Source organism: Microbacterium sp. I2, from assembly GCF_051364985.1.
Lineage (GTDB): Bacteria > Actinomycetota > Actinomycetes > Actinomycetales > Microbacteriaceae > Microbacterium.
The window spans coordinates 289401-308125 of sequence record NZ_JBLWIH010000009.1 but is presented as its reverse complement, the minus strand read 5'-3'; the positions used below and the strand labels follow the sequence as shown (position 1 = coordinate 308125).

General features: G+C 66.1%; 16 protein-coding genes. 2 read left to right on the top strand and 14 right to left on the bottom strand.

The annotated features are described in order from the left end of the window. The first annotated feature begins 122 nt into the window (after window positions 1–122). Window positions 123–905, top strand: coding sequence for an IclR family transcriptional regulator (locus tag ACLKM7_RS08485; RefSeq protein ID WP_436446711.1), 783 nt, complete (start codon window positions 123–125; stop codon window positions 903–905). Next, on the top strand, window positions 902–2923 hold the full coding sequence (locus ACLKM7_RS08480) for a nuclear transport factor 2 family protein (protein ID WP_436446710.1): 2022 nt from the start codon (window positions 902–904) through the stop codon (window positions 2921–2923). The genes ACLKM7_RS08485 and ACLKM7_RS08480 overlap by 4 nt, the downstream gene beginning before the upstream one ends. A gap of 1 nt (window position 2924) precedes the next feature. Here ACLKM7_RS08480 and ACLKM7_RS08475 read toward each other — a convergent pair whose 3' ends face one another. The 14 genes from ACLKM7_RS08475 to ACLKM7_RS08410 all read right to left on the bottom strand — a co-directional run bounded on the left by ACLKM7_RS08475 (window position 2925) and on the right by ACLKM7_RS08410 (window position 18620). Next, window positions 2925–4751, bottom strand: a complete 1827-nt coding sequence (locus ACLKM7_RS08475; RefSeq protein WP_436446709.1) for a nuclear transport factor 2 family protein — start codon at window positions 4749–4751, stop codon at window positions 2925–2927. A 2-nt stretch (window positions 4752–4753) separates the two neighbouring features. Then, on the bottom strand, window positions 4754–6373 hold the full coding sequence (locus ACLKM7_RS08470) for an ABC transporter substrate-binding protein (protein WP_436446708.1): 1620 nt from the start codon (window positions 6371–6373) through the stop codon (window positions 4754–4756). 50 nt (window positions 6374–6423) lie between these two features. After that, complete coding sequence (locus ACLKM7_RS08465) at window positions 6424–7584, bottom strand: sialidase family protein (RefSeq protein WP_436446707.1); 1161 nt, start codon at window positions 7582–7584, stop codon at window positions 6424–6426. Beyond that, window positions 7581–8507, bottom strand: a complete 927-nt coding sequence (locus tag ACLKM7_RS08460; RefSeq protein ID WP_436446706.1) for an amidohydrolase family protein — start codon at window positions 8505–8507, stop codon at window positions 7581–7583. Before ACLKM7_RS08460 ends, ACLKM7_RS08465 begins: the two co-directional genes overlap by 4 nt. A 96-nt stretch (window positions 8508–8603) precedes the next feature. Continuing rightward, complete coding sequence (locus tag ACLKM7_RS08455) at window positions 8604–10214, bottom strand: ABC transporter substrate-binding protein (protein ID WP_436446704.1); 1611 nt, start codon at window positions 10212–10214, stop codon at window positions 8604–8606. A gap of 58 nt (window positions 10215–10272) precedes the next feature. Beyond that, window positions 10273–11064 carry an ABC transporter ATP-binding protein gene (locus tag ACLKM7_RS08450; protein WP_436446703.1) on the bottom strand — a complete coding sequence of 264 codons (792 nt, stop codon included), beginning with the start codon at window positions 11062–11064 and terminating at the stop codon, window positions 10273–10275. Continuing rightward, window positions 11054–11950 carry an ABC transporter ATP-binding protein gene (locus ACLKM7_RS08445; RefSeq protein ID WP_436446702.1) on the bottom strand — a complete coding sequence of 299 codons (897 nt, stop codon included), beginning with the start codon at window positions 11948–11950 and terminating at the stop codon, window positions 11054–11056. The genes ACLKM7_RS08450 and ACLKM7_RS08445 overlap by 11 nt, the downstream gene beginning before the upstream one ends. Continuing rightward, entirely contained in the window at window positions 11947–12885 is a 939-nt protein-coding gene (locus tag ACLKM7_RS08440; protein ID WP_436446701.1) for an ABC transporter permease, read from the bottom strand. Before ACLKM7_RS08440 ends, ACLKM7_RS08445 begins: the two co-directional genes overlap by 4 nt. Beyond that, window positions 12882–13871 carry an ABC transporter permease gene (locus tag ACLKM7_RS08435; RefSeq protein WP_436446700.1) on the bottom strand — a complete coding sequence of 330 codons (990 nt, stop codon included), beginning with the start codon at window positions 13869–13871 and terminating at the stop codon, window positions 12882–12884. Before ACLKM7_RS08435 ends, ACLKM7_RS08440 begins: the two co-directional genes overlap by 4 nt. Before the next feature lie 341 nt (window positions 13872–14212). Beyond that, complete coding sequence (locus ACLKM7_RS08430) at window positions 14213–14965, bottom strand: SDR family NAD(P)-dependent oxidoreductase (RefSeq protein WP_436446894.1); 753 nt, start codon at window positions 14963–14965, stop codon at window positions 14213–14215. A gap of 35 nt (window positions 14966–15000) precedes the next feature. Next, on the bottom strand, window positions 15001–15792 hold the full coding sequence (locus tag ACLKM7_RS08425) for an HpcH/HpaI aldolase family protein (RefSeq protein ID WP_436446699.1): 792 nt from the start codon (window positions 15790–15792) through the stop codon (window positions 15001–15003). 3 nt (window positions 15793–15795) lie between these two features. Continuing rightward, window positions 15796–16737, bottom strand: a complete 942-nt coding sequence (locus ACLKM7_RS08420) for a hypothetical protein (protein WP_436446698.1) — start codon at window positions 16735–16737, stop codon at window positions 15796–15798. Between the two features lie 18 nt (window positions 16738–16755). Next, the gene (locus ACLKM7_RS08415) at window positions 16756–17688 is read right to left on the bottom strand and encodes a 3-keto-5-aminohexanoate cleavage protein (RefSeq protein ID WP_436446697.1); all 933 of its coding nucleotides are present in this window, start codon (window positions 17686–17688) and stop codon (window positions 16756–16758) included. A gap of 2 nt (window positions 17689–17690) precedes the next feature. After that, a complete protein-coding gene (locus tag ACLKM7_RS08410) occupies window positions 17691–18620 on the bottom strand; it encodes a DUF6282 family protein (protein WP_436446696.1) in 930 nt (309 codons plus the stop codon). Window positions 18621–18725: the final 105 nt, after the last annotated feature.

Sequence of the window (18725 nt, the reverse complement as noted above, 5' to 3'; positions counted from 1 at the left end):
TTGCGACGGGTTTCGCGCACACGTCGCCTCGCACGCCCTCATGGTTCCGGCCCTTCGAATGCGTTCGCAATACGAACTCGATGATTGCAATTCGGACGCGGTGTTGATTTACTGGGGGCACGATGCACAGTCAAGAACTCTCCCTCGACGAGGACGACGAGACCGGGGAGTCGGCTCCCTCGGGCGAGCGCGGTCCTATCCAGTCCATCGACCGCGCGGCGAATGTGCTTGCGCTCTTCGATGAGAACGTCAGAACGCTCACCCCGAACTTCGTCGCCGAGCAACTCGGCCTCAATCGCACGACGGCGCGCCGCTATCTGCAGGCGCTGCAGGGTGCGGGCTTTCTCTCGGCGGGGTTCGGCCCAGGACCGCTCATCGACCAGCTGTCCGCGCTGGTGTCGATCCGGCAGCAGCTCATCACGCTTGCGCCGCCGGTGCTACGGGCTCTCTCCGACCGCACGGGGCTCACTGCTGTCATGAGCTTCCTCGGCCGGACCGGAGCGGTCGTCACCCTCGTCGAAGAGGCGACGGAGGGCACGATCCTCCTCACCGTGCGCGTCGGAACGGTCCTCGAGCTTCGGGCTGCACAGTCGCGTGTACTCTTGGCGTTCCAGTCCGACCCTGAGGTCGTCATGCGCGCCCTCGAGGGACTCAGCCCCGCAGAAGCGCGCGCAGAGCAACAGGAGCTGTCGAAGGTCCGACGCGACGGCGTCGCCTGGGCGGACCTCCACCGCACCGGGCTGGAGTCGGTCGCAGCCCCCGTGTTCGGCACCCGCAGCGGCGTACACGCGGCGCTGGGCCTCCTCGGCACGACGGCGCTGCTCACTGCCTCTGCGGAAGCCGATGAGCGCGTACAGGCACTGCGCGACGCCGCCACCGAACTCGGGAACCTGCTGGGCGGATGACCGAAGCGGCGGAGATCAGGACCGTCGAGCCGGACGCAGTGCTCGACACGATGGTGTCCGAACTCGCACGCGACGTAGACCGCGCCGAGTCCCTGCGAGCGGTGAAAGACCTCGAGAGGCGATACGCGCACGCCCGACAGATGGGGAATTGGAGTGCCATGGCCGCACTCTTCACCGCCGGCGCCGTGTGGGACCACGGCGACGGCGAGGTCAGGGGGCGTACCGCGATCCGCAGCGCGCTGAGCGGTGGACAGCCCGACGGGCTCTCTCCGGGCGCGGTCGCGACGGAGCTGATCGATCAGCCGCTCATCAACCTTTCGACGGATGGCGAGCGTGCCTGCGGCCGCTGGCTGAGCCTGTCGTTCCTCGGTGATGGTGACGGCACCACCGGCATACGCGGCGGGATCTACGAGAACACCTACCTGCGCGAGCAGGGTGTATGGCGGATCTCCGAGCATCGGTACCACCCGCAATTCGACGGCGACCACGCGCACGGCTGGACCAACGTCGGTCAGCGTGATCTTCCCGTCGTGCCGTTCCATTTCGAAGTGGACGAGACCGGAGCGCCGGTCCCGCCGCACGCCCAGCCCGCCCCTCCCGCCGATGCGCCGCTGAGTGCTCTCGAGGATCGGATCACGTCACTCAACGAAGAAGACGCCGTCCGCAATCTCCAGCACGCGTACGGCTACTACGTCGACCGCAGGATGTGGCCCGACATCGTCGACATGTTCACCGACGATTGCGTCATTCGCGTAGGCGAGGACCAGACATATCGTGGGCACGACGGACTGCGCCGCTTCCTCGAGACGATGGGTCCCGAAGGTCTCGGCTACGGCCAGCTGAACGATCGCCCGCTGTTCGACACCGTCGTCCGCGTCGACGCGCGTCGCGGACTCGCCGTCAGCCGAGGCATCGAGTTCGGGATGCTGGGCGACGTGTCACGCCGATCGGCAGCGTGGGAGATCTCGGTGTTCCGGAATCGATTCGTCCAACGGGGCGGACGCTGGCGGTTCGCAGAGCTGTGGATGCACCCGGTGCTCCGCGCGGACTATTTCGAAGGGTGGGGCTCCGGCGACGGTATCGTCGCGTCAGAGACCGCTCCCGCCCTCCTCGCGGAGCGCGACGCTCACACCCTCGATTCCTCCTCCTCGTCAGCAGCGGACGTTCGCGCCGAATCTGCGGATGCCGAGATGCGTGTGGCCGACGCACAGCGCCGCTTGCGGCGGGCCTCGGCGTACGACGCGGTCGAGAACGTCTCGGCCGCCTACGGCTTCTATCTCGACGATTTCCAATGGCCGCAACTGGCTGCGCTCTTCGCCTCCCGTGGCAACAAGCAGTCTCCCTTCGCCGGCTACTACCTCGGACGGGACCGTATCGCCGGCTCCGTCACGGCCAACTGGGGCGCACCCCCGGCGACACGTCCCGGCATCTCGTACCACTGGCGCACACAACCGGTCATCCACGTCGCGGCCGACGGCCGTTCCGCGCACTTGCGCACGAGGCTGTTCCAGCCACGCACGTCGAAGGAACCGAGCCGCCCAGGCGAGTTCTACGCCGCGGGATTCCACGGCGGAATGTACCCGAACGATCAGCTGGTGCTCGAGGATGGCGTGTGGCGCCTGTGGAGCCTGACGATCGACGAGCCGTACTTCACCTCGATCGATTGGAAGGGCGGCTGGGCCGGCGTTCCCGCGCCTCGCCCCGGCTCCTCACCGCGTCCGAGTCCCCTCCTGGAGAAGTATCCGCCCGACATCCCGATGACCGCACTCGGCCGCCGCGAGGAGCACTTCCGGGGAGGAACCGGAGAGCTCATCGAGTGGCCGGGCATCCTGCCGATGTGGTTCCACTACCGCAATCCGGTGAGCGGCCGCACACCGGAGCGTTACTGGCCGGATTGCGTCCCGAGCGAGTACCTTCCCGCCACCCGGATGACGGCGCACGGATACCAGATGCCTCCGAACGGACCCGAGCGGGACGGCGTGGAGCTGCCACCCGACTACATCGAACCGCTCGTGTAGATCAGCCCGCGGGGATGTCGAAGCGACCGTCGGACCAATGGAAGCGCAGCCCGGGCTCGCGGTCGGAGACGGGGTTGGCGTAGTGGTACCCCACCGTCGCGACCTCCGGGTAGGGAGCGAAGGCACGACCGCGCAGCGGGCCGTCAGGTGCGGGTTCGAAGGCTGCGATACCGGCGTCGTCGGGAGCGAACTTGCGCGAGAGCCCCGGATTCACAGCCGCCCATCCATCGGCCCAGTCCGCCACGAGGTTGTATTCGAGGTCCATGCCATGGATCCGCCAGGTGCCGTCCTCGAGGATGACCTGCTCCTCATAGAAGCCCGTCACGATGCTGGGCTCGGCCGTCCATCCGCTGTTGATCTGGAGCATCTTGAGCCGGATCTGGGCGCAGTCGCCCTCAGGAGAGACCGTGATGTACGGCTGGGTCTTCTGGTGGATGGGAAGGAAGTCTGGGCGTCGCGGCCGCCTGCCGTAGCGCGCGACGAGCGAATCGCGGATCCGCTCGCGTCCGATGAAGGTGCCGATGAAGGACAGCTCCTTCCATCCGTCGCGGGCGAAGAGATCCGCGGACTCGTCCCAGTGAGCCTCGTCGAGGAAGTAGCCGTACGCCGAGGCGAGATTCTCTGCGGCGTCGAACGCCCGCGCCGTCTCGAGCGCAACGAATGCCTGCTCGAGGGTGCCCCCCGAGACGAGCGGCGGCGACGGGACTCGTCCCACCACGGGATGGGAGAACGCGACCGCGGGACCGCGGTGCTCTGGATACGCCGTCGAGTTCCGGTGCAGGGCGGGCAGATCGCTCTCCCAGCCGGCGGAGTGGTCGGCGAGAAGCCGGGGGAGGAACCGCAGCGAGGTGAAGACCCACTTGTCGCCGGCGCGACGGAGCCGTCCTTCCGCGATCCGCACGCTCCAGCGTGCGTATACACCGTGCTGTCCGAGCAGCTGCAGTTCGACGCCCCGCAGTTCGGCTTCATCGCCATCAGCGGTCAACGACACGACGGGCATCAGCTCGTAGTGCTCGAAGAGCTCGCCCTGCCCGAGACCGGCCGGCCCCAGCTTGTCGAGGCCCGCCCGGATCGCTTCGCGACCCACCCAGGATTCGTCCGTGCAGGTCAGCACACCATCTTCCGCGAAGAGATCGGCGACATCGTCCCACAGCTTGCGATCCATGTAGTGACCGTAGGCGCCGATCATGTTGACGACCAGGCTCTCGTCGACCGCCGATCGCGCCCCACCGGCGAGCAGCGCCCGGTCTGCGTCATCCGCACCCCGTCGCGTCGGATGACGCGAGACGGGCGCTCCCGCGCCGTCAGGAGTGAAGTGAAAGGGGACGAGCGGAACGGCGCTCGTGACGTTGCGCCACCCCTCCGCGTGCGACCCCGCGAACTGGGGGTGGAGCTCGAGCACGGCGATCTTCCAGACACCGTCCTCGAGCACGTAGGTGTTCTCGTGGATGCCACCCGTCCACGAGGCACGCTTGCCGAAGCGTCCGGTCATCGCCACCTCGTGCCAGCGGCCGCGCGCGCTGCGTCCATTCGTGGCGATCGTGATGACCGGGGAGAAGAACATCGGCACATTGAGCCGATCGGCCGGATAGGACGGCTGCCCGTGGCCCATCGTGGAGATCAGCAGCGCGTGGATCGCCGCGCGCCCCGCCGCCTCTCGCGGTGGCAGGATGATGCGGCCTCCGCGGGAGAACAGATCCGCCATCGCCTCGAGGTCGCCCGCTTCGGCGTAGTGGGCCCACGCGTACTGCAGTCGCTTGATCGCGCGCACCGCAACGACGTCCGCGATGCCGGCCGCGATCGCGCCGGCGTCTTCGGGCGCGACCACGATCAGCCGACCAGGGTCATCGTCGACCAGGGCATGCGCTCGGCGATCTCGCGGGGTCCGTCCTGGCCATCCCAGCGACCCGAATAGATCGTCGGGAAGGCGCCGTCGAACCAAGCGATCGGCGCGAAGAACATGAGATCACGAGCCCGCTGCTGAAGCTGCCGGAACGCCTCGCCCCGCGCCGCCTGATCCGTCGTCGACAGCGCCTGGTCTGCGGCGGCCTCGATCTCTTCGTCGCACACGTTCGAAGGGTTGTACCCGGAGGTCAGTTCAGGCGCACAGATGTAGCGCGTCGCGATCCCGAGGCTCGGGTCGGGCCCGATGCTCGCCCGCGAGAACGCGAGATCGAAGTCCGAGGTGGAGTAGAGAGCCTCGCTGTAAGCCGGCCCGGTACTCGGCACGAGCACTGACTCGATCCCGATCTCGTGGAGCATGGACTGAGCGAGCTCGACGGCACCGACCACCTCGGTGAGGGTCTGAATGTAGACGATCTTCACCGTGAAGCGGGTGCCATCCGTGCCACGCGGGAATCCTGCCTCGTCGAGGGCCTCTTCGATCGCTTCGAGGTCGTGCGGAAAATCCGTATCGAAGTCGATCTCGGGGTCGCGAGCCCAGTCGAGCGACTCCGGGAAGAATCCCGTGGCCGCCTGTCCGACCCCCGACATCCCGACCTCCGCCATCTCCTCGCGGTCGAGAGCGGCGAAGACGGCGGCGCGTGCCTCCGCGGAGGCGAGCGCGGGATTGCGGGCGTTGAAGGTCAATGTGACGACCTGCGGATAATCGCCGTGCTCGATCAGCTGGAGGTCGTCGGCCTCCTCGACGCGGCTCTGCTGTGCCGGTTCGATGATCGCCTGGTCGATCTCCCCCGCGCCGAGCGCCTCCATGCGACTGTTCGGGTCGGGGATCACCGTGTAGACGGCCTGCGCGACCTGCGAGATGGGACCCCAGTAATCGGTGTGGGCCGCGAGAGTCACGGACTCACCGGGACTGTACGTGTCGAACTTCATCGGGCCTGTGCCGATGGGCTCCTTGTTCGCGGGGTTCAGGAGGTAGTCCGTGCCCTCGTAGAGATGCCGAGGCAGCATGTACTGAGTCGCGACGGTCTCGAGCAGCGGCCCGTACTGGTCCGTCAGCGTGAGGACGACGGTGTCATCGTCGACAGCTTCGACGGATTCGATGTGCGCGGCGAGGGCCGAGCCGTACGTCTGGAGCGGGACGATCTTCTCGTAGTTGAAGACGACGTCCTCTGCGGTGAACGGTTCCCCGTCGTGCCATGTCACTCCGTCCCGAAGCTCGAAGGTGAGCTCGAGGCCGTCGTCGCTCAGCGTCCAGCTCTCGGCCAGACCGGGATTGAGCGATCCGTCCTCCGGTGAGAGGAAGATGAGCGGGTCGAACAACTGCGCGCTGAAGAGGCTCGGCACGGTGCCGGCGGTCAGTTGCGCGTTGAAGCCGACGGCCATGGGGTCGCCGTTGAGTGCCCGCACCCAGATCCCCTGCGGCTCGCCGCCGCCCCCGCCCGCATCCGGTTCAGCCGGACTGGCGGCCGCGCACCCGCCGAGGGCGAGCGCTCCTGCGACGAACGCGGCCACCACCGCGCGGCGTCGATTCGTGTACTTCGACATGTTGCTCCTGCTTCCTTGCATGAATCAGAGGCTCGCGATCGCGAGCCGGGTCAGTCGATCGAGAAGACGCTTCGCGCGATGTGGCGCACGCCGCCGTTCGCCTGGATCGCGTCGTCCCGTTCGTTGAAGTAGTAGATGGCGCCGACCTTGCCCGGCTCCACCTCGAACGCGTTCGGGTAGCCGAGATCCCAGCTCCCGCCGTCGTCCCGGACGATCAGCTCGGGACCCCACGTCATGCCCTCGTCGTCGCTGACCACGGCACGGATGCCGTAGGGCCGTTGCCGGTAGCCGTAGACCACCACGAGCCGCCCGTCTGACATCGGCACGAGGCTGCCCGGGGCACCGAAGTCGTTGACCCGCGAGAGGAAGCGCCACGTGAGCCCGCCGTCATCACTCGCGTAGACCTCTGTCCACATGACACCCCGGGGGTCGCGCTGGGAGCGCAGTGTGCAGAGGATGCGACCACTGGGCAGCATCACTCCGCGCGGGTAGAACCAGCGGTGTCCGCCGAAGCGGAAGGTGCTGCTCCAGTCGCCGTCGGCGGCGCCGAGCGGGTCCTCCTTGGGCGTGATGAACGAGAGGAAGTGGAACTCGGTGCCGTCGTCGGTGCTCCCGAAGACGAGCGGCCGGCGTGTCCATCCGTCTGTGCTGACGGACGTGAGGAAGACGAGTGCCCGACCGTCCGGACGCACGAGTGTCGAGTTGATCCCGAGCAGGGCGCCGAGTCCGTCGAGGGGCAGTTCTGCCGCCGGCGACCAGGTGTGCCCGGCATCCTTCGACACCCTCACATAGGAGCGCCCCTCGGGCTTGCCGAAGTCCGTCGTGCTGTTGCCCAGGAGGGTGTTCCCGTCCAGGTAGTCGATCGGGCCGAACTCCGACAGGTCGGCGGGTCGGTCGGTGTCACCGGAGCGAATCGACGGGTAGATGTCGAAGGCGGGCTCACTCCAGGTGCGCCCCCGGTCACCGGAGCGCACCGTCACGATGCGGGTGCCGCGGCCCTTCCTCTCGCCGAGCTTGTCGTGACTGATGCTCGAAGGATCTGCATAGTCGCAGTCCAAGGTCATGACGCATTGCACAAGCTCTCCGGAGCCCGTCTGCCAGAAACCCATCGTGTGCGGCCAGGCGGTGAATTCGTCGTCGCGGCGGTAGACGACGGCGTGCTCGGCATCCGTCGCCGTCCGCGGCTTGGCGAACTGGCGGATCGCGGTCATCTCGCGTCCCCCGAGTAGACGGCGGCGGCGTTGTCGTGGAGGAACTTGCGCGCCTCGTCCTCCGTGAGAAAGTCTGCGGCGGCGCGGGCCATGGCGGCCTTCTGCGTGTAGTCCCAGAGCATGCTCTGGCCGACGTCGGAGCCCCAGGTCACGCGGTCCGGTCCGAAGCTGTCGACCATTCGGCGCACGACATGTGCGGCGCGCACGCCCTCCGCCTCGAAGCGCTCCATGTTGATCTCGGTGATCTTGAACATCACGTTCGGAGTGTCTTCGAACAGGCCGATGGTGGTGTCGATGCCGAAGTGTGGCGCGCGCGGCAGAACCACGTCCCGTCCGTCCGCCTTCGCGAGTCCGACTTCGTACTGCGTCATTCCGTAGGGCATGCCGCCGTGGTCGAGGAGGATCGGCAGGTCGGGGAACTGCTGGGCGATGATCTTGAGCAGCGGCAGCATGTAGGGCAGCTGATTCATGAAGAACAGCAGCGTGACCGGAGTCCCCAGTTCGGCGCACGTCTTCCACATCTCCATCGCCTGCGGCGAACTCATCCAGGCGGTATCGAGGAACCACGGGCGCAGGCCCGCGAGCCGGAAGCCTCTGACGCCCTGGTTCGCGACCATGTCGCGATACACATCCGGCGTTGCGGGATCCTGCGCGTCGAGGATGACGACGGGATGCAGGCGGCCCGGGTACCTCTGCGCGGCGGCCAGGATGTACCCGTTGTCGTACCCGTAGAGGTGTCCGCGCTGCACGAGGGCCGCCCCGGAGACGTTCTGCTCGTCCATGAGACGGATCAGGTCCTCGGCGGTCACCGTGTAGTCCGGCTTCTTGGGCACGGGAAGGTCCGGGCGGAGTGGTTTCGGCGGATAGGTGTCCCAGTCATCCGAAATGAGATGCGCATGAGTGTCGAACAAGGGCAGGGTCATCGGTCACACTTTCGCTTGAGCCTCGGAGGGGTCGTCGGGAGGGCGGCGGGCGCGAGCCGATTGATCGGCCGCACGCCCACCACCGCGGCGGAGCGTCTAGTCGACAGGCGTCATCTCGAGCCAGGGCATACGCGATGTCATCGGCGGAGTCACATCCTGGCCGGCCCAGCGCGACGTGTTGACGGTTCCGTTCGCGCCGTAGTACCAGGCGAGCGTGCCGTAGAACATCAGCTCGCCGGCGCGCGCCTGCAGCTCCTTGAAGGCGTCGCCGCGCACTTGCTGGTCGGTCGTCGAGAGCGCCACATCGGCGGCGGCGTCGATCTCGGGATCGCAGATGCCGGAAGGATTCGACGCGGCCAGTCGCTCCGGGTTGCAGACGTACCAGCGGGTGATTCCGACGCTCGGGTCGGGACCCAGGCTGGTACGCAGGAAGGCGATGTCGAAGTCGCTGTTGGTGTAGGTCTGCTCGTTGAAGATCGCGCCCGACGTGCCGAGCACCTCCGTCGCGATTCCCACCTCGGCGAGCATCGACTGGGCCAGTTCCACGGTCGCGCCCACCTCGGTGAGGGGAGTGATGTAGTTGAGCCGAAGAGTGAAGCGAGTCCCATCCGAGCCCCGGGGGAATCCAGCGTCGTCGAGCGTCTTCTCGATCGCTTCGATATCGCGCGGGAAGTCCTCCTCGAAGTTCACGTCCTTGTTCACCGCCCAGTCCAGTGAGTCCGGGAAGAAGCCGTTGGCCGGCTCCGCGAGACCCGAGAGAGCCGTGTCCGCGATCTCTTGCCGGTCCAAGGCCGAGAAGATGGCAGCTCGAACCGCCGCATCCTGCAAGTAGGGATTCTGGGTGTTGAACATGGCCACCACGACCTGCTCGAAGAGTCCGCCTTCGAGCAGTTCTGTGTTCGGATCCTCGAGGACGCGCTCCTGCTCGGAGGGATTGATGGCCGCCTGATCGAGCTCGCCCGCGAACAGCGAGACGGCACGGGTGTTGGCGTCGGGGAGCGTCGTATAGATCAGCCGGTCCACCGGGATGTCGCCACCCCAGTAGTCGGGGTTCTTGAGCATCGTGACCTGCTCGCCCGAGGAGTACGACTCGAAGACGAATGGTCCGGTCCCGACGACCTCGTTGTTCGCGGGGTTGGTGAGATAGTCGGTGCCCTCGTAGATGTGCTTCGGAATCATGAACTGCATGGCGACGGCCTCCAGGAGCGGGCCATATGGAGTGCTCAGAGTGATCGCGACTGTCGTGTCGTCGACGATCGTGGTCGATGTGATCCGCTCGGCGAGCGGACCGCCATAGACCTGCAGCGGCACGATCTCGTCGAAATTGAACTTCACATCCTCCGCAGTGAACGGTTCGCCGTCGTGCCAATCGACGCCCTCACGCAGGTGAAGCGTGAGCTCGAGGCCGTCATCGCTCAGCTCCCAGCTCTCCGCGAGTCCAGGGGTCATCTCGTAGTCCTCGGACAGCATGATGAGCGTGTCCATCATCTGAGCGCTCATCAGCAGCGAGATGGGCGCGCTGGAGAACTGCGCATTCATCCCGAACGTCACAGGATCGCCACCGACGGCCTGGACGTAGACCCGTTCCGCCCCGTCGTCGCCGTCGGCATCGCCGCCCTCTCCGCCGCCGGTGCAGGCGGTGAGGACGAGCGCCCCCGCCAGGATGATCGCGAGCGGCCCGCTCGCCTTGATTGCCTTCTTGTTCATGTCCTTCTCTTGCCTCTCTGCACGAGATCGATGGTGCGGGTGGTGCTGTGGGAACGAATCAAAGGGACGACCGCCGGCGCAGCACCGGTGCCGCGGCGAGCAGCGTCTGCGTGTACGGATGCTGGGGCGCCGAGAAGATCTGATCCTTCGGCCCTTGCTCGACGATCTCGCCGGCGCGCATCACGTACACGTAATCGGCCACCTTCTGAACCAGGGGGAGGTCGTGGGTGATGAAGACGTAGCCCACCCCCAAGCGGTCCTTGAGGTCGACCATGACCCGCAGCACGCCCGCTTTGACTGACGCATCCAGAGCCGACACGGCTTCGTCGGCGACGATGATCCGGGGATCGAGCGAGATCGCGCGAGCGATGAGCACCCGCTGGCGCTGCCCTCCACTGAGTTCATGCGGGTATCGGTCGAGGAACGGCTGAGGGGGAGACATCCCTACCAGTTCGAGCACCTCGAGCACTTTGGCGCGCACATCCGGGCGGGTGCGGGCGATGCCATGCAGGCGGATCACCTCGCCGATCGTGCGTTCGACGGACTTGCGCGGGTTGAGCGAACCGGCGGGGTCCTGCAGCACCGCCTGAACGAGGCGCCTGTACCCCCGGTACCGCTCGCCTCGCAGTGAGCTGATTCGAGTGCCGTCCAGCTCCACCGACCCAGTCGATGGCGGGATCAGATCGAGCAGAATGCGCGCCAGTGTCGACTTGCCGCTCCCCGATTCTCCGACGATCGCGATGAATTCGCCGGGCCGGGCGCTCAGCGTGGCGTCCTTGACCGCCTGCACGGGGCCGGACGAGCGTCGAGACCGATAGACCTTCGACACATTCTTGGCCTCAAGAAGCATGAGCCGCCTCCGCGTTCAGTTCGCCCCGCAACGCGGGCGGAATCGAGTAGAGCTCGGTGCCGGGCTCAGTGATGCTGTACACACTGCGCAGCAGCGCCCTCGTGTAGGGGTGCTGGGGGTCGTCGAGCACGCGCTCGGTGGGTCCCTCTTCGACGATCTGTCCGGCGTACATGACGTAGACGCGATCGGTCATCCCCGCGACGACAGCGAGATCGTGGGAGATGAGGATCATCGCCGTGCGCAGTTCGGCGACGGTCTCGTCCAGCGTGCGCAGCACTCGCTGCTGAACCGTGGCGTCGAGCGCGGTGGTGGGCTCGTCGGCGAGGATGAGGGCGGGCTTCTTCGCGATGGCGATCGCGATGAGGACGCGTTGCCGCATCCCACCGCTCAGCTCGTGCGGAAAGCTGTTCGCCACCTGCTCCACCTGCTCGAGGCCCGCACGACGGAGGAACTCATGCACGGCGGCCAGCTGTGCGCGGTGGTCTCGACCGACGCGCGCGAGAGGGATCGACTCGGCGACTTGGCGTCCGATCCGCATCACCGGATTGAGGAAGGTGAGCGGATCCTGAAAGATCATGCCGACCCGCTCCCGCCGGATCTCGTCCCATTCCTCGGCCGCGGCGCCGACCATCTCCTTACCGGCGAAGCGAATCGATCCGTTGACGCGGACAAGCGGCGACGTCGGCAGCAGACCGGCGATTGCGCGTCCGGTGACCGACTTGCCGGACCCGGACTCCCCGACGATGCCAACGCGTTCGCCATCGCGGACGAGCAGGTCGACATGGCGCACGGCCTCGATCTCGCTGCGTCGCCCGGTCGGAAGGAAGACGTTGAGCCCGGTGACTTGCAGCAGAGGCTGTGTCGTCGTGCGATCCGACGTGCTCACTTGACCCTCCCGACGGTGGGGTTGAAGGAATCGTTGAGGCCGTCACCGAGCATGTTGATCGACAGCACGACCAGGACGATGCATGCGCCCGGCAAGACCGCCAGCCACCAGCCGTCTCGCATATAGGACTGAGCAGAATTCAGAAGTGCGCCCCAACTCGGGCGACTCGGGTCGCCGATCCCGAGATACGACAGTCCGGATTCGATCAGGATGGCTCGGCCCACCGTCATGGTCGTGGCAACGAGCACCGGCGGCATGACGTTGGGGACGACATCCGACCAGATGATCCTCGCCCCGCGGAAGCCGGCGGCCTTCGACGATTCGACGTAGCCGAGCTTCGAGACCCGCATCGACTCGGCTCTCACGATTCGGGCGACGCCCGGCCACATCGTGATCGCGAGGATGATCACGATGAAGAACACGTTCGCACCGAAGAGGGACGCGACGACGAGCGCGAGGACCAAGCCCGGCAGCACCTGGAAATACTCGGCGAGCTTGACCATGATCGCGTCCATGACACCGCCGTAGTATCCCGCGAGACCGCCGACGACGAGTCCGATCGTCATGCAGAGCAGCGCGACACTGAAGCCGACGAGCAGCGACACGCGCCCGCCGTTGACGAGCCTGGCCAGGAAGTCACGGCCGAGCTGATCGGTGCCCAGCGGGTGCCCGGGCGATCCCGGCGGGAGCAGCTCGGGATAGCCCGCGGTGATCGGATCGCCGACGAAGAACGGACCGAAGATCGAGACGACCGTGAAGAAGAGGATGATCGGCAGGAAGACGCGCGTGGACGGCTTCGCGAGGAAGACCCTCCAGCCCGATCGCTCCGAGGATCGGTCGCGGAGCGGAGCGGCAATCGGTTCCGTGGTGAGCGGGAGTCCCGCTTCGGCATCGATCCCGGCCGTGGGCGTCGAAGTCTGTTCCGAGAGGGTCATGCCGCGACCTCCTTCTTGTTCTTCGGAGAGAACTGGGCGCGCAGTCTGGGATCGACGATCCCGTAGACGACGTCGGTGAGGATGTTGACGACGATGATCGTGATGGTCAGCACGATCACGATGCCGAGGACGACCATGTTGTTCTGCCGGTCGATCGAGTCGATGAACAGCAGACCCATCCCGGGCCAGCCGAACACCCGTTCCACGAGCGCCGATCCCGCGAAGATGAAGCCGAGGCTGTAGCCGGCGACGGTCACCATCGGCAGAAGCGCGTTCGGGAGTGCATGGCGCCACAGAATCTGGGCCGAGGTGAGGCCCTTCGACCGAGCGGTGTCTATGAAGTCCTGTCCGAGTGACTCGATCATGGACGAGCGCATGATGCGGGTCTTGTACGCCAGCTCGGTCGAGGCCATCGTGATGATCGGCAGGATCGCGTATCGCCAGTCGATGCCGCTCTGGCCGAAGGGCGCGCTCCCCTGGGTGGGCAACCAGCCCAGCGTGATCGAGAACGTCAGGATCAGCAGCATCCCGAGCCAGAAGTTCGGGACGGAGAACAAGCCGACCGCGAGCGCGGAGATTCCGCCATCCAGCCAGCGCTTGCGAGTCCGAGCCGCGATGGACCCCAGCACGATGCCCCCCGTGGTCGAGATCACGAAGGCGGGAACCGCGAGGGCGAGGGTCTTGCCGGCACGGCTCATGATGATGTCGAGGACCGGCTCGTTGTTCGTGCCGACCGAATACCCGAGGTTGCCGGTGAGCACATTCCCGAGATACGTCAGGTACCTCTCGAACACCGGGCGATCCAACCCGTAGACGACGGTCAGTCGCTCGCGAAGTTCATCCGAGAGCGGCACGTCCCCCACGAGCGCCTGGATGGGATCACCCGGGGCCAGCTCGAGAAGGAAGAACAACGTCGTCACGACCGCGATGAAGAGGATGAAAGACGAGACGAGCAGGCGGGCATAGTGCACCAGACGCGCCCTCATCGGACGCACCCGTGCTGCGTTCGAAGACCGCGCAGGTTCTGAGAGGGACCGGGTTCGGGTTCGATCGCCGACTGTGGGCTCACACAGCTCTCCGGCATCCGATTACCTCCTTGTGTTCGGAATGCGTGCTACGTGTTCATAATACGGATTGATTGTGGGCTTGTCCAGTAAACCTGAAACTCACCGACGCATGGGCATGTGCGCCTGTCTCGAGGTGTGGCCGACGCCCCGTTAACGGCCCGCGCAGGCCAGTGGACGATTCGAGTGTTCACGATGCAATCTGACGAGGCGACATATGAACCACCCTGCCTACATCGAGTTCTCGTGCCCGACGACCTTGATCAGGCGGTGATGCCGCCTTCGACGGGCAGCACCGTGCCCGTCACGTGACTCGCCCGGTCGCTCAGCAGCCAGGCGACGGCATTCGCGACTTCTGCGCCGGTGCCCACCTTGCGTAACGGCATCGCCGCGAGGCGCTTCGGGATCGCATCGGCATCGGCGGCTCGCATCTGGTCGAGCATGACCGACTCGGTCGGCCCTGGGGCGACCGCATTCACACGGATGCCGAGAGGGCCGTTATCGTGCGCCGCGGCACGCGTCAGACCGATCACCGCGTGCTTCGAGGCCTGATACGCGCCGAGTCCCGAGGTGCCTTTGTACCCTCCGATGCTGGAGGTGTTGACGATCGACCCCCACCCCTGGCCACGCATGACCCGCAGCTGCTCGCGCAGGCACAGCCACATACCCTTGACGTTGACGGACATCAGCCGGTCGAAGTCCGCTTCGCTCACCTCGTGGAGAAGCCCGGTCTGACTGATCCCCGCGTTGTTGAAGGCCCCGTCGAGGCGCCCGTAGCGGAGGACCGTCGCGTCCACCATGCGGGCGGTATCCGCGGCATTCGTCACGTCTGCGCCAACATAGTCGGCCGTGAAGCCGGCTGCCGTCAGTTCGGTCACCACCCGCTCCAGCGCCGGCTCGGAACGAGCTGCCAACATGAGGTGCGCTCCCTCCTGCGCGAAGACGCGTGCGGCTTCAGCGCCGATGCCGGTGCTCGCCCCGACCAGCAGCAGCACCTTCCCGTCCAGCAATCCCATCGTCACTTGTCCCCCTTCGATCGGCATTCTCGGATTCACGTCTTGCTGACGGTGCGACCCGCCACGACCGCAGCCGCAGCCGCGCCGGCGAGGAGACTCGCGTCATTACTCATCATCGTGAAGCTGAAGCCCGCGTCGACGGACGCGCGAACCGAGTCCGCCGTCGCACCACCCGCGTTGCCCACCGCGACCCCGGCGGCGACACCGGCACGGACGGCCCCGGCGATCACGCCCAGCACGTACGGATCGCGCTCCGGCATGCCCAGGTCGGCCGAGAGGTCGGCTGCACCGATGAGGATCGCGTCCACACCCTCGACGTGCGCGATGGCCGCGGCATTCCTGGCCGCCTCGGCGGATTCGATCTGGGGGATGAAGGCCACCTCCTCATTGCCGTAACGGAGGTACTCTTCGCGCGGCATCGTTCCCCATTGCCCGGCCCGGCCGGTGCTCCCGACACCCCGGCCGCCCCGGGGAGGGAACCTGATGCGGGCAGATGCCTCACGCGCTTGCGCCGCGGTGTCCACATGCGGAACCACGATTCCCTCGGCACCCGCGTCGAGGACTCTCTGGATGATGCCGCCGTCGATGCCGGGAACGCGCACGAGGGGCGAGACGCCTGAGAGCAACGCGATGCCGATGTGGCGATATGCCGTCTCGAGATCGATCGGGGAGTGCTCCAGGTCGATCACCGCGAAGTCGAACCCGGCGAGGGCGATGATCTCCATGCTCTCGATCGCGGGAAGCTTGATCCACGTGCCGATGGCCGGGCCATCTGTTCTCCGGAGAGCGGCACGGAAGAGACTGCGTCGCAGCGGAAGTTCGGACATGTCTCAGTTCCCGTCCGGGATGCCACGACCAGCCGGAGCCGGGTAGTCAGCTGCGTTGACCACCCATCCGGACGCGGAGAAATCGACCCGCGGCGGGGAGAAGATGTCGATCAACTGCTGATACTCCCCCACTCCCTGGGTTGTGTGGATGGTGGGGGGCGGAATGATGCAGATCGACGGCGTCGCGATCCGCCGGCTCTCGTCGGGGCGCCATTGAGTGGAGTCCGGACCCCAGGGGTAGCGGATGTGATGGACGAAGTCACCGCGAACCGCCAAGGAGATCTGCTCGAAGTCGTCGTGGTGGTGCGGCGAGAGCCGGTGCTCGTCCCGGGGACCCGGCTCCTCGGCAAGGAAGTTCACCATGACGTTCGTGGTCCGGAAGATGCGTCCGAAGCGCCCTTCCCGGAGCGGGTGATCGGCCAGCCGGTAGACGCGCAACCGGAATCCGCCGATCGGGTCCGGCCATTCACCCAACACGGCCGCGCGCGCGTCCGGCTCGATGTACGCATCGGCGTTGAGGACGTTCGCGCGGAGGTCGGCGGCGCGGGTCGAGAACACCCGGATGATCACGCCATCGCTGAGCGCTTCGAGGCTGGAATCGCCGGGAGGGACGACCACGAAAGACGGTTCTTCGACCTGTGCGGACGAGCCGCCGGCCGTCACGCGCACTCGAGCGCTCGCGGAGTACTGCAGGAGAGCATATTCATCGGGCTGGCCGATGCGGTCGAGGGTGTCACCCTTCCGCGCTTGGGTGTACGAGATCACCAGAGTCGCACTCCTGGCGTTCCACGTGCGACTACCCCGAGCAGTCACCTCCGTGGGCTCCCGCGTGAGGAACTCGATCCACTGCGACGGTTTGATGGGTGTCGACGGATCCACGGTCGCGACCGGTGCGGTGGGCGCCAGCTGCGAGCGGATATCGTCAACGGCGTATTGGCTGCTCATCGGTGTGCTCCTCGTAGGTCAGATGGTCATGGATGCGAGGCCCTTGAGACCCAGCACCCGGCGGGCGTCGACGGGTGTGGCGATGTCACGGCCGAGATCTTCCACCACGCCACGGATCTTCGACACCTGCTGCGCGTTGGATTCTGCGAGCCGCCCCTTGCCGATCCACAGACTGTCTTCAAGACCAACGCGCACATGCCCTCCGAGCCAGGCGGAATGCGTGGCGAACTGGAACTGGTCGCGACCGGCGGCGAACGCGGAGAACTGATAATCGTCGCCGAAGAGCTTGTCGGCGATCGTCACCATATGGGTGAGGTTGGCGTGATCAGCGCCGATCCCGCCGAGGATTCCGAAGACGCCCTGAATGAGGAAGGGCGGTCGGACGAGTCCCTTGTCGACGAAGTAGGCGAGCGTATAAAGATGGCCGATGTCATAGCACTCGAATTCGAACCGCGTGCCACCCTTCTCGCCCAGCTCGCGCAGGACGTACTCGATCTTGTCGAATGAGTTGATGAAGGGGTGCGTGTAGGTGGCCTGCACGTATGGCTTCTCCCACTCGTGCTTCCAGTTCGTCACCCGGTCGGCGATGCCCGAATACACGAAGTTCATGGACCCCATGTTCAAACTCGCCAACTCAGGGCTGAACCGGGTGGCGCCCGCGAGGCGCTCCTCCATCGTCATCTGCGAAGAACCGCCGGTACTCATGTTGATGACGACGTCGACCTGCGTGAGGATCGCCGGGATGATCTCTTCGAACACCGCCGCCTCGAACGCCGGCCGGCCGTCGGGATGCCGCGCGTGCAGATGGATGATGGCCGAGCCCGCACGCGCGGCCTCCACCGAGGATGCGACGACCTGTTCAGCCGACAGCGGCAGATACTCGCTCTGAGACGGGACGTTCACGCTGCCGGTGACCGCCGTACTGATGATCACCTTCTCCGCCCGCTGCATGCTCAGGACGCCTCCGGCGAGTCTTCGAGACCGAGAAGGAACGCTGTGTTGTGGCAGATCATCTGCCGAATGTCCTTCTCTTTGACCCCGTGGTCGAGGAGCTGCTGGATGACATAGATATAACCGTCGACGGGATAGGGGTTGTCGCGTTGACCGAGATCGGAGTCGATGACTGTCCGATCCGGACCGATCTTCTCGATCCACTCGACGAGCCGACTGATGGGCCAACCCGGCGCGGCCACGCCGGGGTGATACATCGACATCTCGTGCTCGACGTAGGCGCCGTACGCGAGAAGCTCTTCGACGTCACCCTCGGATGCGCCCACGATGAAGTCGGGGTGGTGGAGGAGCAGGCGGCGAACGCCGCTGTCCCGGGCGGTGGCGAAGAGGGCCTTCTGTGATTCGACGTCCAGGTGACCGCCGGTGAGCATGATGTCCGCCTCGGCGACCAGCTGCGTCACACGTACCGTCTCTGCCGAGACACCGCCCGATTCATCGAAGATCGATTCCTCTCTTTCTTCGAGATCGTCGGAGAGGGTGGGAAATCCGTCGTCGTGACTGTGCGCCTCGATGTGCCGGGCGGCGGACACCGTCGGCCCCCAGATCGCGCGGCCGCCCATCTGGATGGTGACCGCGACGGCGGACGGGTTGACTCCACCGACTTCGGAGTTGAGCGCCACGCCCCCATAGACGGGGGTGGGAGCGTCCTTCAGGAGGTCTTTCATCGCGAGCAGATCCATCACGGTGTTGTGATGGTGCGACTTGATCAACAGCGCGCGCAGGTTGATCGACGCGGCGTCGTACGAAGCCTCCACGTGGTTCAGCCTGCGGGGGAAGGGGCTCGGACCTGAGTGCACGTGCAGGTCGACAGCACCGTCCAGGACGGCGAGCAGCGCCAGTGACGGCGTCGGACGGGTGTCGGTGGCATTCATCCGACGACCTCCTTGTGTTCGGATTATGACTTGTTCGTTCAGAATACGGTTCCCGAGACTTCTTGTCTATCTCCCGATATCCGCTCGGACCCAGGTCATTCGAGC